This is a genomic window from Microbispora rosea (genome assembly GCF_044460045.1).
Classification (GTDB): domain Bacteria; phylum Actinomycetota; class Actinomycetes; order Streptosporangiales; family Streptosporangiaceae; genus Microbispora; species Microbispora rosea.
The window spans coordinates 865,768-880,117 of sequence record NZ_JBITJO010000002.1; the positions used below are offsets into that span (position 1 = coordinate 865,768).

The 14,350-nt window shown below is 64.9% G+C and carries 14 protein-coding genes and 3 pseudogenes; 6 read left to right on the plus strand and 11 right to left on the minus strand.

The window, feature by feature from the left end:
- Positions 1 to 14: 14 nt before the first annotated feature.
- Both ACIBK1_RS11275 and sigJ read right to left on the minus strand, forming a co-directional pair.
- A complete protein-coding gene (locus ACIBK1_RS11275) occupies positions 15 to 875 on the minus strand; it encodes an NADP-dependent oxidoreductase (RefSeq protein WP_231513716.1) in 861 nt (286 codons plus the stop codon).
- A gap of 259 nt (positions 876 to 1,134) precedes the next feature.
- Positions 1,135 to 2,055, minus strand: coding sequence for an RNA polymerase sigma factor SigJ (gene sigJ / locus ACIBK1_RS11280; RefSeq protein ID WP_396734151.1), 921 nt, complete (start codon positions 2,053 to 2,055; stop codon positions 1,135 to 1,137).
- Between the two features lie 244 nt (positions 2,056 to 2,299).
- Here sigJ and ACIBK1_RS11285 point away from each other — a divergent pair, with 244 nt between their 5' ends.
- The gene (locus tag ACIBK1_RS11285; protein ID WP_197042389.1) at positions 2,300 to 2,737 is read left to right on the plus strand and encodes a zinc finger domain-containing protein; all 438 of its coding nucleotides are present in this window, start codon (positions 2,300 to 2,302) and stop codon (positions 2,735 to 2,737) included.
- Here ACIBK1_RS11285 and ACIBK1_RS11290 read toward each other — a convergent pair.
- The 3 genes and pseudogenes from ACIBK1_RS11290 to ACIBK1_RS11300 all read right to left on the minus strand — a co-directional run.
- Positions 2,698 to 2,865, minus strand: a pseudogene (locus ACIBK1_RS11290) (integrase core domain-containing protein); the annotation flags it as partial. The gene ACIBK1_RS11285 and the pseudogene ACIBK1_RS11290 overlap by 40 nt on opposite strands.
- Positions 2,866 to 2,873: 8 nt before the next feature.
- Positions 2,874 to 2,996, minus strand: a pseudogene (locus ACIBK1_RS11295) (IS3-like element ISRhosp5 family transposase); the annotation flags it as partial.
- A gap of 356 nt (positions 2,997 to 3,352) precedes the next feature.
- Entirely contained in the window at positions 3,353 to 3,964 is a 612-nt protein-coding gene (locus ACIBK1_RS11300; RefSeq protein ID WP_081903212.1) for a MarR family winged helix-turn-helix transcriptional regulator, read from the minus strand.
- Between the two features lie 29 nt (positions 3,965 to 3,993).
- On the opposite strand from ACIBK1_RS11300, the gene ACIBK1_RS11305 reads away from it, so the two are divergent.
- The gene (locus ACIBK1_RS11305) at positions 3,994 to 4,656 is read left to right on the plus strand and encodes a hypothetical protein (protein WP_357312487.1); all 663 of its coding nucleotides are present in this window, start codon (positions 3,994 to 3,996) and stop codon (positions 4,654 to 4,656) included.
- A gap of 25 nt (positions 4,657 to 4,681) precedes the next feature.
- Here the strand turns inward: ACIBK1_RS11305 and ACIBK1_RS11310 are convergent.
- The 4 genes and pseudogenes from ACIBK1_RS11310 to ACIBK1_RS11325 all read right to left on the minus strand — a co-directional run.
- Positions 4,682 to 4,777 (minus strand): annotated as a pseudogene (locus tag ACIBK1_RS11310) (ester cyclase); the annotation flags it as partial.
- Positions 4,778 to 4,806: 29 nt separating this feature from the next.
- Complete coding sequence (locus ACIBK1_RS11315; RefSeq protein WP_396734155.1) at positions 4,807 to 5,742, minus strand: NADP-dependent oxidoreductase; 936 nt, start codon at positions 5,740 to 5,742, stop codon at positions 4,807 to 4,809.
- Positions 5,742 to 6,212 carry a pyridoxamine 5'-phosphate oxidase family protein gene (locus tag ACIBK1_RS11320; RefSeq protein WP_396734158.1) on the minus strand — a complete coding sequence of 157 codons (471 nt, stop codon included), beginning with the start codon at positions 6,210 to 6,212 and terminating at the stop codon, positions 5,742 to 5,744. The genes ACIBK1_RS11315 and ACIBK1_RS11320 overlap by 1 nt, the downstream gene beginning before the upstream one ends.
- Positions 6,209 to 6,730: a GNAT family N-acetyltransferase gene (locus ACIBK1_RS11325; protein ID WP_396734161.1), complete on the minus strand. Its 522-nt coding sequence runs from the start codon at positions 6,728 to 6,730 to the stop codon at positions 6,209 to 6,211. Before ACIBK1_RS11325 ends, ACIBK1_RS11320 begins: the two co-directional genes overlap by 4 nt.
- Positions 6,731 to 6,803: 73 nt before the next feature.
- On the opposite strand from ACIBK1_RS11325, the gene pdxR reads away from it, so the two are divergent.
- Together pdxR and ACIBK1_RS11335 are read left to right on the plus strand one after the other, a co-directional pair.
- Positions 6,804 to 8,204, plus strand: coding sequence for a MocR-like pyridoxine biosynthesis transcription factor PdxR (gene pdxR / locus ACIBK1_RS11330; protein WP_396734164.1), 1,401 nt, complete (start codon positions 6,804 to 6,806; stop codon positions 8,202 to 8,204).
- Between the two features lie 298 nt (positions 8,205 to 8,502).
- Entirely contained in the window at positions 8,503 to 8,646 is a 144-nt protein-coding gene (locus tag ACIBK1_RS11335) for a hypothetical protein (RefSeq protein ID WP_357312498.1), read from the plus strand.
- A 240-nt stretch (positions 8,647 to 8,886) separates the two neighbouring features.
- Here the strand turns inward: ACIBK1_RS11335 and ACIBK1_RS11340 are convergent, their stop codons facing one another.
- Entirely contained in the window at positions 8,887 to 9,387 is a 501-nt protein-coding gene (locus tag ACIBK1_RS11340; protein WP_396734167.1) for a DUF4265 domain-containing protein, read from the minus strand.
- Positions 9,388 to 9,511: 124 nt separating this feature from the next.
- Here ACIBK1_RS11340 and ACIBK1_RS11345 point away from each other — a divergent pair, with 124 nt between their 5' ends.
- Positions 9,512 to 10,681 carry a helix-turn-helix domain-containing protein gene (locus tag ACIBK1_RS11345; RefSeq protein ID WP_396734170.1) on the plus strand — a complete coding sequence of 390 codons (1,170 nt, stop codon included), beginning with the start codon at positions 9,512 to 9,514 and terminating at the stop codon, positions 10,679 to 10,681.
- A 919-nt stretch (positions 10,682 to 11,600) separates the two neighbouring features.
- On the opposite strand, the gene ACIBK1_RS11350 is transcribed toward ACIBK1_RS11345, so the two are convergent.
- Positions 11,601 to 12,983 carry a PIN-like domain-containing protein gene (locus ACIBK1_RS11350; protein WP_396734173.1) on the minus strand — a complete coding sequence of 461 codons (1,383 nt, stop codon included), beginning with the start codon at positions 12,981 to 12,983 and terminating at the stop codon, positions 11,601 to 11,603.
- Positions 12,984 to 13,722: 739 nt separating this feature from the next.
- Between ACIBK1_RS11350 and ACIBK1_RS11355 the strand changes: the two genes are divergently transcribed.
- The gene (locus ACIBK1_RS11355; RefSeq protein ID WP_396734176.1) at positions 13,723 to 14,343 is read left to right on the plus strand and encodes a DUF4240 domain-containing protein; all 621 of its coding nucleotides are present in this window, start codon (positions 13,723 to 13,725) and stop codon (positions 14,341 to 14,343) included.
- Positions 14,344 to 14,350 lie beyond the last annotated feature (7 nt).

Below are 14,350 nucleotides of genomic sequence, written 5' to 3' on the forward strand. Positions count from 1 at the left end.
GATGGCTCTCCTACTCAGTCTTCCGTGACCCGGATGATCGTCTTGCCGGGGATGCGCCTGCCGGGAGCGAACGCCGCGGGTGCCTCGGCGAGCGGCCGCACAGCACCGACGAGCGGCTTGAGCCGGCCGTCCCTCAGCCGTGTGGCGAGGTCGGCGAGCCGGGCGCGGTCGGGTTCGACGACGAAGAAGACCGCCCGCCCGTCCCTGGGCTGGACCTTGGGCGGCATGACGATGGTGACGAGCGTGCCGCCGGCGCGCACCAGCGCGGCCGAGCGGTCGAGGATGTCGCCGCCGATCACATCGAACACGACGTCGACCTTGCCGACGTCCTCGAGCTTCTCAGTCTGCAGATCGACGAAGGTGTCGGCGCCGAGACCGAGTACCCCGTCCCGGTCGGCGGCCCGGCCGGTGCCGATCACTCGGGCGCCGGCCTCGCGCGCGAGCTGTACCGCGATCGAGCCGACGCCGCCCGCGGCGCCGTGGATCAGGACGGTCTGGCCTGTGGTGAGGCGGCCGTGGTCGAACAGGCCCTGCCAGGCGGTCAGCCCGGAGATCGGCAGCGCGGCGGCCACGGTGTGGTCGATGTCCGCCGGCAGCGGGGCGACGTTGCGTGCCTCCACCGCGGTGTACTCGGCGAGCGTGCCGTTGCGGGTCCAGTCGGCCAGGCCGAACACCCGCTGTCCGACGCTCAGGCCGGTGGTGCCGTACCCCAGCTCTACGACGACACCGGACAGCTCGTGTCCGGGCACGCTCGGCGTCCGGTCGCGGCCGGCGCGATCGGTCCACGTGGCGGGCCAGTCCAGCTCGCCAGGGGTGAAGCCGGCGGCACGCACCCGCACGATGACGTCGTTCTCGGCCGCATGGGGGTAGGGCATGTCCGTCAGGGACATTCCGGCAAGACCGGCGTTACGGTCTCGCACAGTGATGGCTTGCATACAGGTCCTCACTGGGGAGGGGCGACTCGAGCGCGCAGCCTGTTCACACGCAGGACTCACAGCGGCTCGTCATCGGGGTGACGCAGCAGGTGGATGTATGCCGTTCTGCAGGATCGACCCACCTGCTGTCGTGTATTCCTTCGTCGCCCGTTTTGCGTTCTCATCAGGGAGACGAGGTAGCCCCTAAGGGTGTGACAGCTCAGACGCGCACAAGTTTGTCGGGATTGATGACCCTGCGGTACGCGGTGATCAGACCGTCTGCGATCTGGACCGTGTCGACAGAGTGGACCCGGCCCTCCCGGCGGAACACGAGGGCGAGCTCGCCGCCGACCTCGGCGAAGTCGATGCGATCCGGGTGCCACTGGTGCCCCACACGCACCATGACCTCGGCGATGCGCTCACCGCCGTGGATGAGCTTGCGTGCCGCGTAAACCTTGCCGCCGCCATCGGTGACGTAGACGGCGTCCGGGTGCAGGAGCCTGACCAGGCCGGCCAGGTCCCCGGCCTCGTAGGCAGCGCGGAAGAGCATGAGGACGCGTTCGCGCTCCGCCTTCGACGCCTGCGGCGTGGACTGCTTCGCTTGAGCCACGCGCCGTCGTGCCCGTGAGGCGAGCTGCCGGGCACCCGGCACGGAGACGTCCAGCACTTCGGCGATCCGGCCGAACTCAAGGCCGAACACATCGTGCAGGAGGAAGGCCACCCGCTCCGGCGGGCTCAGCTCTTCCATGATCAGCAGCATCGCCGAACTGACGGACTCGTCGACGAGTACCGGCTGCGACGCGTCCGGCCCTGTCAGCAGCGGCTCCGGCAGCCACGGCCCGACATAGGTCTCGCGGCGGAAACGGGCGCTCTTGAGAATGTCGTACGACCGTCGCGCGGCCACCGTCACCAGCCAGGCCCGCAGATCATCGATGTCCTGTAGGTCCGTTCCGGCCGCCCGCAGCCACACGTCCTGGGTCACGTCCTCGGCATCGGCCACACTCCCCAGCAGTCGGTAGGCCACACCGAAAACCGCGGGCCGGTGCCTCTCCCATTCGGCTCCGAGCGGGTCCTCCTGCTCAGACCGTCCGGGCCCGTGCCCGTCACCCATACAAATCGCAACCTCCCCCAGCTTGCGCATCCAGCGTAGCCATCCGAACTCGGGATCTTCGAAGACAGCTCCGCGAAAGCGAGCCAGCCCGCTCAGACACGGCAGCCGTAAGTCGTGATCGAACTGCTTTGGGGATGGTGTCGGCGTAGGCATGCCAGCGGCTGTGGGCGGTGTTTCATAGGTGGTCGCTCGTGAAACAGACCGCCCGGCGGTCCGCCTGCGGCGATCGTGTTTCATGAGCTGTTGCAAACGACTGGGCGTTTGAAACGCCCCCATGAAACAGCCCGGGGTCGTGAGCGACGACTTCACTCCCATGGAAGCGCGCGACTGCCCGATGTCCACCTGCGCGGCCCCGACGGGCTCCCCGTGCCGGACCGGCAAGGGCAAGGTGGCGATCCGATACCACACCGCCCGCTTCCGCCTCGTGCCCCAACTCGTCAAGGTGCTGAAGGCTCCAACCCCGGCCGTACGGGAACCGGGGTCGGTGTGGACCGAGCTGCCCCGGCCGGTGTGCGTCGGCGCCGAGCCCGTCGGGCACGTCCGCCTCGGGTACGCCCGCGCTTCGACCGCGAGGCAGCCCCTGGACGCTCAGCTCGCCTCCCTCGCCGAAGCCGGGGTCACCCGCATCTTCTCGGAGAAGGGGGGTTGCCCCCGATGTGTGGACACCGGCTGTTATGCGGCGATCAGCAGCTTATGGGGCTGCTGCTCGTAGTCGATGGGGCTGAGGTAGCCCAGGCTGGAGTGTGTCCTTCGGGTGTTGTAGCGGGTGATCCAGGCGAAGACGGCCAGGCGGGCGGCTCGGGCGGAGGGCCAGCGCCTGGCGCCCTGGAGCGTCTCGCGCGCCGGGGCGGCCCCGCCGCGGTGAAGTCCCGCTTGAGCAGGTCCGGCACCTGTTGCGCCGCCGGCTTCGGCACGGTGGTACGGACCTTCTTACGCAGGTACAGCCCGACGATGCCATAGGCGCGCATCAGCCCCGTTTTCCCTGATGGGAGACGGGGCTCTTTTCGTAGGTGGGCGGTACTGGGTTCGAACCAGTGACCCCTCGCTTATAAGTCAACCCAGGAAAGGGCGGGAGCAGCACCGGAACCCGCCCCGACCTGGGCGTACGGTCCAGCGTCGTCCACCGCCGTCCGGGCCCGTCCCTGGCGATTGTCACCCAGATAGTCACTCAGCGCGGCCGGTCCACGAGCGCCGCGAAACGCCCGGATGTTTGGCAGTCCTGACTGTTCCGAACGAGGCGACGCTCACGCTCCGCGGCAAGAGACTGCGGTCTGCCGGCGCTGCCGTTCCTGGCGTACCGCCGGCTGCTGTGTTGGATGACGGCCGGTCAGCGACGATTGGCGGGTGATGCGTCGCGATCGATGATCCAGCGGATGAACTGCTGGACTTCCTGCCGTTGCGTCTCGGTCAGCGGTGTGCCGGCGTAGGGCACGCTGCCACCGTCGACGGCCTCGCCGGTTTCATCGGGCAAGGGCTCGTCCGGCCGTTCGGCGGCACCGATCACCACCCGGAGCGCCCGGTCGAGCCGCCGGAGTCCGACGTGTGCCATGGACGTGTGTGGTCCGACCGCGTCGAGCAGTTTCGGCATGACTGCGGCGAGCCGACCGCCGCCGTCGTTCGCGACGCGATGGCCCTCGTCGGTGAGTCCGAGCAGTCGTGAACGAGCGTCGCGCGGGTTGGGCATCTGGGCGATATGCCCGCGGACGGTGAGCCGGCGGACCATGCCGGACACGGTTGTCGGTGCCATCCCGGTCCAGCGCGAGATCTGCGTCGGCGTGCTCGGTCCGAGTTCGCGAAGCAGTGAGTACAGCCCGAACTCATCCGCGGTGACGGCCAGGTCCCGCAACGCCTCATCGAGCAGGTTCGTGGTCAGGTGCGTCACGAGCCAGATGTCGAACAACAGACTGGACGGACGAGGATTACTACCGATACGTTGCATATTCGTACGATAGAGCACTAACTGAAGTGATGGCGACCCCTGTGCTGCGCTCAATCATCTCCTTCGTCCGTCCTCGCCACCTCGCTGTGACGGCAGCCGTCTACCTCCCACTGGCTGGGCTCATGTTCGGTGGCTCGGCCGGCTCCCTCGCGGCGGTGAGCCGCGCCTGCGCCGATTTGCCGCCCTTGGACGTCCGCAGCTGGTGGACCCTGCAGGAGGCCCGGGCCATGCTGACCGCATGCGGCCCTGCCGGCCGCACCGCGTACTTGCACCAGCAACTGCTCGACCTGGCATATCCGGCCGCCCTCGCCGCCCTGCTTGTGGTGGCAACGGCACTGCTGGCCCGCCGCTATGGCGACCGATGGTGGCCGGTCCTGGTGCCGACAGTTGCCATGACCGTCCTCGACTACGTCGAGAACATCGGCATATGGACCTTGCTGCTGGACTGGCCCCGCACACATCCCGCAGTGATCGCAGTGGCTGGCGCGGCCACAGCGATCAAACGGGTCCTCGGCTTCGTCGCGTTCACCACACCGCTGCTGCTGGCCTCGGTCGTGCTCGCCTCAGCGATCAGCCGACGCGTCCAACGGCCGGAATCCGCCGACCAGGCGACAGATACCGACACCTCCGAATCGGCACTTTCCGCTGCGTGCTGCACAACTCCAGCTGATCGTAATACTGCTGGTGCGTGATGACCTTGTCGTCTTCGACGTGAGCCACGCAGCAACCGCGGACGGCGATATGACGGCCGGTCGCTTCCAGGTAACGCCCACAGGGGAGAAGAAAGGGTCCCAGATGGGTGCCGGCGAGCATCCATTCGGTGACCGCGGGCTCGCTGCAGGTCACCCGGGCTTGACCTGCAGCACAACAGGACCGCCGTTGGCGCCCGCGATGGCGCGCTCAAGCGCTGTCGCCGCCTCGGCCAGCGGCAGTGCGGAGCCGACCGACAGGGTCAGCCGGCCATCTCCCAGTAGCGCACAGAGCTCCGCGAGTTGGGTGGCGTCCGGGCGCACGTAGACGTCGGCGACGCTGATTCCACGGTCGGCTGCCGGCGGGTCGCCGGTGATGGTCGCCATCCGACCACCCTCCTGCAAGGCCAGGATGGTGTCGGCACTCCCCCCGCGAACAGCGTTGACAGCAGCGTCGACGCCCGCGCCGCCGGTCAGTTCGCGGACGCGATCGGGCCACCCGCTGTCGTGGTAGTCGACGACCTCGGCCGCTCCGGCCTTTGCCACTCGAGCGACGCTCGACGGTCCGGCGGTGGCGATCACCCGAGCCCCAGACAGGGCGGCGAGCTGCACAATCAGCCCACCGGTTGTCCCACCTGCGCCGTGGACGAGCAGCGTCTCGCCCTCGGCGAGCTTGAGCGACTCAGCGAGGACCTGCTTCGCGGTCAGCGCGGGCACCGGGAACGCCGCCGCCACCTCCCACGACACGCCAAGAGGCTTCCGCACGACCAGACCGGCGTCCACAACGACGCGCTCCGCCCAGCAACCCTGGTCATGCAGCGGCAGCGGGTGACCGAGGACCTCGTCGCCCTGCCGAAGGCCTGTGACCTGCGAACCGACCGCGATCACCGTGCCGGCGACTTCCACGCCGAGCGCCATCGGCGGTGTTGGCCCGACGTTCCACACGCCGGTTCGGACGATGTCGTCCCAGTTGCCGACACCGGCCGCCTCGACCTCGATCAGGACCTCGTCCGGACCGGGGCTATGAGGGTCGGGGAGGTCGAGCAACTCGACCTGACCAGCGGACTCACGCACTCCAGCAGCACGCATCACACTTCCTCCTCTTCACTTTGAACAATCTGGTACTTGGCAGACCACTCGGCGATGAGGGCGGTTTCGTCCGCGTCGCCGAAGGCATAGGCGGGGGACGTGATCGGTCGGGCCTGATCGACGTGGACCAAGACAGCTTCGTGGGCGGGGTAACCCGGTCCGTTCAGGTCGAGCAGCCAGGTGCGTAGCCATTCGTAAACCGGCGTTCCCTGGCCATGAATCGTCGCGGTTCCGGTGAATCGATAGCCCCGGCGTCGGAGGAAATCCACCGCATTCATCTCGATGCGCGGGTCCGCGGTGAGATTGGCGATCGTCTGGGGCGAGGCGATGTTCATGAAAGCGATGTGCTCGTCGTCGTACACCCGCGCCGATCCCTTCGGTGACAGATTGGGCGAGCCGTCCGGCCGCACCGTCGCGACGAAGGTAAGTTTGGCGGCCTCCACGATCAGCCGCATGTCGGCGTTGATCATGCTCTTGACTCCTCTCTTATTCCCTCTCTGAGTCCCTCTTTTTCGCGTACGTCCGTAGCCGGCAGCGAGCGTCCTGGCGAAGTGAAAGCGCTTACGGACAGGCCGACGCGTGCGTAGAACCGATGCGGGTCGGTCCGCGTCACAGCCGAGTCCAGCTCGATCGTCTGACAGCCCGCGGCGACGCCCGCCCGCTCGAGCCAGGCGAGCAACGCACGGCCCGCGCCCATGCGTCGCATCCCCGGATCGGTCACGAGGTCGTCGACGTAGAGCACCCGCCTCCGTGTGGTCGACATGATTCGCCAGCTGGCCAGGCCGACAAGTCTCTCGGCCTGCTCGAACGCACCCAGATGACGCACCCGTTGCGCCGCCGACGCTGCGATGGCCCCAGTCAGGTCGACGGTGTCCGGGCGCAGCTGTGCCAACAGCGCCACAACCTGATCGTCAGCTTCCGGATCTTCCAGCTCACGGGCCCACGCGCGCATCAGCGGGGTATCCGCGCTCGCTGTGGTTTCTTCCATGCGACGACGCTAGCCAACAGTCGGACCCGTAGTAGGGTCCAAATCCATGCCAGATATGGGTACCACTTCTGGGGTGGAGCTCCTCCTTCCGATCGAACCACCGCAGCCCGGACGACCTCGCCGCGTTCAGCTTGAGAGCGCCCTGCGCGACGCGGTGCGTACCGGTCGGCTCGCGGCCGGTCAGCGGTTGCCAGCCAGCCGCGTTTTGGCCGGCGACCTCGGAGTCTCTCGTCGCCTGGTCGTCGAGGTCTACACGCAGCTGACCGCCGAGGGCTATCTGGTCAGCCGGCCCGGCTCTGGCACCTGCGTCTCTGATCTGCCCCTGCCGCCGGCCGCCAATGCGCCCGCTGCTCTCCGATCGCCGGAGCCCTCAGCCCGATGGGACATGCGCCCAGGTATTCCGGCGCTGTCGGCGTTCCCCCGCCACCTGTGGCGGCGGGCATGGACGGCCGCGCTGGGTGCTGCCGCAGATTCCGATCTGGCGTACCCCGACTCCGCCGGGCATCCCCGGCTGCGCGAGGGGCTGGCCGCCTACCTCGGTCGGGTCCGCGGCGTGGACGCCGACGCGCAGCGACTGCTGATCTGTGCCGGTTTCACCCAGGGCCTTCACCTGCTCGCCCATACCCTGCGCGCCCGAGGTGCCCGGACCGTCGCGATCGAGGATCCGGGGCTGCCTCACCGCGCACCGATCCTGCACCAAGCCGGTCTCGCTGTCGTGCCCGTCTCGGTCGACGGCGACGGCATCCTCGTCGACCAACTACCCGAGCAGGGCGTTGACGCAGTACTGACCACCCCAGCTCACCAGTTCCCTACCGGCGCGGTCATGGCACCCGCCCGCCGGGAGGCACTGCTGGCCTGGGCCGGCCGCTGCGGCGCGATCGTCGTCGAGGACGACTACGACGGGGAGTTCCGCTTTGACCGACGCGCTGTGGGCTGTCTCCAAGGCCGTGCGCCTGACCGTGTCGTCTACCTTGGATCCACCAGCAAGACACTCGCCCCAGCGCTACGTCTGGGCTGGATGGTCAGCCCGGCCGAACTACACACCGAGCTGCTGCTCTCCAAGTTCCTCGCCGACCATGGCAGCCCGACCCTCGATCAACTCGCTCTGGCTCACCTCATCGATGCCGGCGACTACGACCGGCACATCCGCGCCGCCCGGACCCGCTACCGAACCGCCCGGCAAGCCCTCGAGCAGGCCATCACCCGTCATGACGTGCCCCTGCGGCTTGCAGGGGCACCCGCCGGCGTCCAGACCCTCGCGACCCAGCTCGACGGCACCCATTCCGACCAGCTGACCGCGCGCGCCCGAGCCGTCGGGATCGCGTTCGACTCCATCACCCGCTACCAGCTCACCCCTGCCGCGGACCCCCTCGGCGTCGTCATCGGCTACGGCAACATCACCCCCCACGCCATCGACGAGGCCATCGCCCTCCTCGCCACCATCACCAACGGACAGCACGGATCAACCCGATGAAATGCACATCGACCGGCGAGCTAGTCCCGCCCCGCCGACGGCACCCTCCCGCCGTACGCCTCGCACCCGGGCAGTGGCTGCACTGGCAACTCAACTACCGGTTCAGCAGCGCGGCTGGCATGGCCGACTGGTCCTACCAGCTGCACACGCTCAACCTCGCCTATGGCATGGCGGAATGCGATGTCTTCCTGGGTACTCAGACGCGGTACATCGATGAGCACGGCGAGCCGGACGCCCTCGAAAGCATGCAGACTGCCCGCTCCCCCGACCACTGGCGATCCGTGAGCAAGGCGATTCCATGCCGGACGCTGCCATCAAATCGGCAAGCCTCATGCCCACCAACTACCGGAACACGGTGGTCACCGAGACCGTCTACCGCAAGCAGATCCGCCCGGTGCTCATGCAGGGCGCGGAGAAGATGGACAGCCTCTTCGAGGCATAGTCACTCGGTCCGCGAAAACAAGATCGGCTATACGCCGTTTCACCAGGTGGGCGGTACTGGGTTCGAACCAGTGACCCCTCGCTTGTAAGTCAACCCAGGAAGGGGCGGGACCAGCACTCCCTCCCGCCCTGACCTGGGCGTACAGTCCACTGTTATCCACCGCCGTCCAGGCTCGTCCACGGCGATTGTCACCCAGATAGTCACTCAATAACCGTCCGGATGAGAGGGCCTGCCCGGCTGCTATGCAGTACGCCACGCATCCCCGATGCATGCCTCCTGATAATCCCACCATCCCGCCTCCACACCTCGGTTCAACTGCGCTTTAGCGGCGCGGACGTCGGCATCAGGAGGCACGCTGAGAGCAACGAGTGGGAATTCCGCGCTGTACCCCTCTGCTCCGATGCCCAACGGAGCGAATACCTCGTGCACCGCCTTGGCGGTCGCCTTCGGCCCTCCGCGAACCGGCAAGACGAGGATCGTGCACCTACCGGACCATTCGACGCGCTCCTCAACCCAACGGACACCCTCGGCGTCCATGGTGAACCGCACGATGTCGCCCTCGGCAGCGCCATCGACGAAGAACGGAACGTTATCCACCCGTGCGAGATCCCCGCCGAGCAGGGTCGCCCACACACCTTCCTGGTCGAACCGCGGCCACCCCTCACGCGGTGCGAAGCGGTACCAAACTTTCACCCTGCCATCAGCAATCATCGCTGTGCTCTCGGACGAGGAGGAGACCATGCTGACGATCCTGTCGGAGACGCTCCTTCCGGTACAGATCCACCACAGGCAACCTCGCGCCCGTCCCTCCACATAGCGAGGTCGGATAACAGCGGCGCGAGACAACCGTCTTTAGCATGGATTCATGGCCACGATAGGCGAACGCATCCGCAGCGTCCGGAAGCGGCGGGGCCTGACTCAGCAGGGCCTGGCCGACCTCGCCGGCGTGTCCGCCTCGCTCATCCGGAAGCTTGAGCAGGACGCCCGGAGAGACGTGCGGCTGGAAACGCTGCGCAAAATAGCGGTGGCCCTCAAGGTGCCGACAACCTCGCTGATGATCCGGCACGACCCGGAGCCAGCCGACGAGCAGACTCTCGACCTGTGGGGGCCGGTACGGCGGGCGCTTTACGGCCTCGAAGGTCCGCCTTTAGAGGCGCCGACCCGAGAAGGACTGGGCTCAGCCCTAGAAGCGTCGATGCCGCTGTGGAAGCAGGATCGCTATTCGCAGATCGCGGCCATGCTGCCGGTGATGCTTCGGGACGTCGATGCGCTCGTAGAGGCGGACCTGTCGGCGCGTCACGTACGAGGCAGGCTGCTGCACCTTGTCGGCTGGCTGATGACCCAGACCCGCCAGTTCGACGAGGCCGAGTTCGCGCTATCGCGGGCCATGGACGACATGAACGATCCCCTTGACGCGGCGGCGACGGTTAGCACTCATTGCTGGCTTCTCCTACGTCAGGGACGGCTCGACGAAGCCCGCCAGATGGCGATGCACTGGGCCGACGACGTGGAGCCGCGCATTTCCCGTGCCACACCACACCAGTTGTCCGCCTGGGGCTGGCTGCTGCTTCGCTCCTCAGCAGCCGCCATCCGCGACAACCGGCCTGGCGAAGCCGACGACACAATCCGCCTTGCGCGAACCGCGGCCGTCGCCATGGGACGCGACCTGACGCCGGACGAGGACTTTCTACGCACATTCGGCCCGATCACAGTCGCGATGAAGCGCGTGGAGAACGCGATGATCGAGGATCGGCCGGATACGGTCGTCCAGCTCTCGCAGACGATCCCGGTTACGGACCTGCGGCCCACTTCTAACAACCGGAACCGCCACCTCCTCGACGTGGCCGAGGCACACCGCCGGATGCACCGGCACAGCGAGGCCTTCGACATCTTGCAAAGCGTTCGACGTGACGCCCCGGAGTGGATGACCAACCAGCGATACGCCCGAGACATCCTCAAGGGAATTATCGGCAGGCGACGAACGCTTACCGACGAAATGCGCGATCTCGCAGACTTTGTGCGGCTCGATTACTGAGTTGTGACACCGCTCGTGTCACTTCCGTTTGGGGGCATCGGGAAGTGACACGAAATCGCACTTCCAGGCTATTGTGGCCGCTCATAGCGTTGCAGCATGCATCCGGCCATGACGGGATTCCATCCCACTGACGCAAGAAGGAAAGCACCCACAACGCCATCGCTAGCCGCTGGGCGATTGAGCGATGAATTGGCGGCTCTCGGCATACGGACTGATATCCACGAGGGATATGGGCTCGCCCTGGTGTCTGTGTGGGTCGAACTGGTTGTCTGGACGGATGGCCGCTGCTACCGCTGGTGGTCGGGACGTAAGTCCGCCCGCACGCAGCGGTGGGTCTACGCGTTCGGTCCAGTCGACGACCCTGTAACCACCGCTCGCCGAATCGCCGTCCGCTACAAGGATCTCCGCCAGCACCATCCGCTGTCCGCCCTACTGACGAACAGCGCACCATGATCGAATCTGACAAGTGTCTGGCTCCGCATGTGCCTTTGGCGCAGCGCGGGCACCTCAAGCTGGCTTGGCATGAACCGTTCTACAGGATCGGACGCGCCCGCGTTCTGGCTTGGACTTGCGACTGCCGGGCGACGATCTACGAGCTATGCCAGGCCGGCGGCCAAGCCTTCATCCGCAGCACTCTCCAGTCTGAGCCCGAACAGGAGATCAAGGAGACCCACCGCTGGCCTCTCCGCCAGGCGCGCGACGTATGGGCTGCCCTACTGTGCGGAGAAGCGCGATAGGCGGATAGACGTGGTGGTAGACATCCACGAGGAATCAGGCATCTGAATTTTGTTGATCGGCAAGGGTAAGTGGCTGGTTGAGACGATCTTCTCTGCCACAGCGGAAGTTGCAGGCCGACGGGAGTGCGACCTTTTGGTGCTCGCCAGGCCGGCCTTCAGTCTCGCCTATCAGTCCTTCCCTCTTAGTCTTTATGCATCAGCCTTGAGATCGCCTCGATCAGGCTCCGCGTCTCTTGTGGCTGCCCATTCCAGGTGACTACCTCGCGGCGATACCCTTCTGGATTTTCATGAGCATGTCTCTCCAGCAAATAATCCGGAAGTTCTACATTTGTGATCATGAGTATGCCTACTGAGTCTGCCGCCACATCAATAAGCGGCGCCTTCCGCTGTTCAAACTCTCTTAGTCGAGAAGAGAGCGTCCTCGTAGATGTTGCGCTGAAGTATTTAACCAGAACGAGGATTGCACTGCCATCTTTCGAGCCAAGAATGAATCCCGAGCCGTCAGAACGACGCCTTACCTTCATCCCTGGAAGCTCGGACAGGAAAGCGTATACCTTCTCCGAGTATGCGAGATACTGTATGGTGCCGCGAAAGGCTGCGGGATATTCATCCCTGTCTGCCATGGCGAGCAGAACTTCCACAGCCTCAGAGTTCAAGCTATGCCCTCTGTCGGGATCGGTAGAAAGTACCTCTTGTGCTGCCTCGATAGTTGCTGCACTAACCTCTGCACCAAGGAAGGTGTTAGCTCTCTTAAGAAGACCTCCAGTGGTAGTAATAACGAATGACACACCAGCCTTTTCTAACATTTCCTCGTACAACTCCGGTCGCGGACCGAGAGTCTGTCCGTGCTCGCGCAGCCACCAATCCTCCTTGACGTCATCAGTCACCAGCATTACAGGCACTTTCCGGAGGCCCGCTTCGAGGATCATTTGATACCAGATCAAGTAATCCCCGCTGGAATCTCCCTTGGCCTTATCCTTATATCCAGGCGGTATACCAAGGTCAGCTCTACGGGCCGCCTCAGCTCGCACCTTTTCCTTCTCATGTGCCGGAAGAGCGGGCCCAATTTTCCCTGCAAGCAACTGCTCGAGACGAACGGTAATGGGATCAACGCCCGCGTCGATGCTCCCACTTATTTGGGAATCTGGACCAATTTTGGCAATTTCGCTCCTAACGACCCCGTAGACCTCCTCCAGCTTAGAAATCATGCCCGTCTTGATCTCAGGGTCTAGAGAGATGCGATTTGCGAACTCAGCTATTCCAGAGATTGACGAACCCAAGGATTTAGTCAACACGCTCGTAATACTGTCAAAGGCAGAGCGGTGATCTCGAATTGCAGCCAATCGGCGCCGAGAGAACTCAAAACCAACCTGATCGGGCACCCAAAGGCTAGTTGCTAGCCTCTCCAAGACATTAAATAACTCATCTCTAGCAGAAGGCAGATATCTATACAGGTTCAGCAACACATTTGCATCGAGAACAATTAAACCTTCTTTGAATATCCGTTGGAGCAATTCGTTTGAAGGAGGATAGTACGCGCCAAAACGCGAGGTAAGACTATCCATAAACCATCACTCTCCTGCGCAACGGTCGGATGTTTAGAGGCCAAAAGCTAGAGCCGGTTCAGGTGATCGTCGGACTCAAATCTTACCCAATAGCACGCCTGCCGTATAGGAAAGGAACTTCGATGAGCCTGCTCTAGTTCACCGACTCCCTGATCACCTCGTGCGCCGTCGACCCACCGCGGAGCGGCAGCGGGCCGGAGACGAAGGCGCAAGGTCGGCCTCGCGTGTACGTCAACCTGGTCGTGGTTCCTCGGTCATTCGATGCCAACGGTTACGGCCGGGCTTGAGCCGGAGGAGCCGGTCTGCTGGGCTTGCCTGGGTCGATGGCGGGCGAGGCGATCAGGCTCCCCAGCCACCCACTAACCCCGGCTTACGCGCCCTGACCACCTCGGGGCCGGAGACCCCGCCGGAGGCAGGAAAGGACCTCCGCTTGGCTACGGACTATCCGCGGGTGCTCACGGCGGTTGGCGCGGTCGACCTTGTAGAGGACCGCTTCATCTCGGCTATGCACCGCCTGTGCTCAGCGCGGGGCGGCGCCGGCCGGGACCGGCCGGAGAGCCGCATGCCCGGCCGGCTGGCCGCCCGGCGCGCGGGCGGGCCGCCGCAGTGCGGACCGCCTTGAACAAGTAAAGAAACTCTGAGCCAGTTCAGCGTGGCCGACCTGGTCAAGCTTTGCAGTGGCTGTCTGGCATCTGTTGGCTCTTGGCGGGCTGTAACGCGTATGTCAGGATCACACCTCATGGAGATCGACGAGTTCTGGTATCTGATCGAGCAGTCCGAGCGCGAAACCGATGGGAAGAGTGCGCGCTTGGAGTGGCTTCGAGAGCGGTTAGCGCAGCGTTCCACCAAAGACATTATTGACTTTGGAGAATGGCTGTTGATGGCGCGGAGCAAAGTTGACACCTGGTTGATGTGGGGCGCGATGCGAGCCCTGTTCAAGTTCGGCTCAAACGATGGCTTCTGGTATTTTCAAATGTGGCTGGTCGCCCTGGGACGTGAGGCCTTTGAACGGGTAGCGAGTGAGCCGGATGCCCTTGCTGAATTACCAGCAGTCCAGCGACTTCTCATAAAGCAGCGGGAGTGGTTACGCTTGCCCGTCAAGAGGGCCATGAAGATATCGGCCTGGACTGATGATGACTGGCCAGACTTCGAGTGCTTGGACTATGTGTCGGGCGATGCTTGGGAACAAGCGACCTGCAGGAACAGGGATGAACTATTTGAAGCTCTTCGAGCTCGTGGCCACGAGATACGGTCAGATCCCCATCCCAGCGACGAGGAATGGGAGCTCGACGACTGGGAAGAGTCGGCGCGGCGCCTACCCCGAATCCATCAGTACCTGAACGAGCTCTACGGCCAATAAGACGTTA